This is a genomic window from Streptomyces pseudogriseolus (genome assembly GCA_002154585.1).
Taxonomy (GTDB): Bacteria; Actinomycetota; Actinomycetes; order Streptomycetales; family Streptomycetaceae; genus Streptomyces; species Streptomyces pseudogriseolus.
This window is the reverse complement of the sequence record MUNG01000736.1, coordinates 304-644: the sequence shown is the minus strand read 5'-3', so window position 1 is coordinate 644 and position 341 is coordinate 304. Positions and strand designations below refer to the sequence as shown.

Here is a 341-nt window from a genome sequence, read left to right as displayed (position 1 = left end):
CGCCCAGCACCGGCAGCGCGTCGGCCCGCACCCGCACGGTGTTCCCGTCGACGACGGTCACCGAACTGAGCACGGGCACCGGCTCGGGCAGCTTCGTGCCGAGCACGGTGGTCTCCAGCGCGACCTTGATCTTCCCGTTCCCCCCGTCGGACAGCGCCACCACCTCGGCGGTGATGCCGGGCGCCACCTGCGTGGGCTCGGCCTTGGCGGTCCGCAGCAGCTCGTCGTACGCGATCGCGGCCGTGCCGGTGGCGCTGTCGGCGACCGCGGAGCCGAAGTCGACGGAGAACTCGACGCCCTTCAGGTCGGCGCGGAGGTCGGCGATACGGATGGTCTTGCCG

1 pseudogene is annotated in these 341 nt (G+C 72.7%); it reads right to left on the bottom strand.

Annotation, left to right across the window (positions count from 1 at the left end):
- A pseudogene (locus CCN29_RS34445) lies at positions 1–341 on the bottom strand (LmeA family phospholipid-binding protein); the annotation flags it as partial.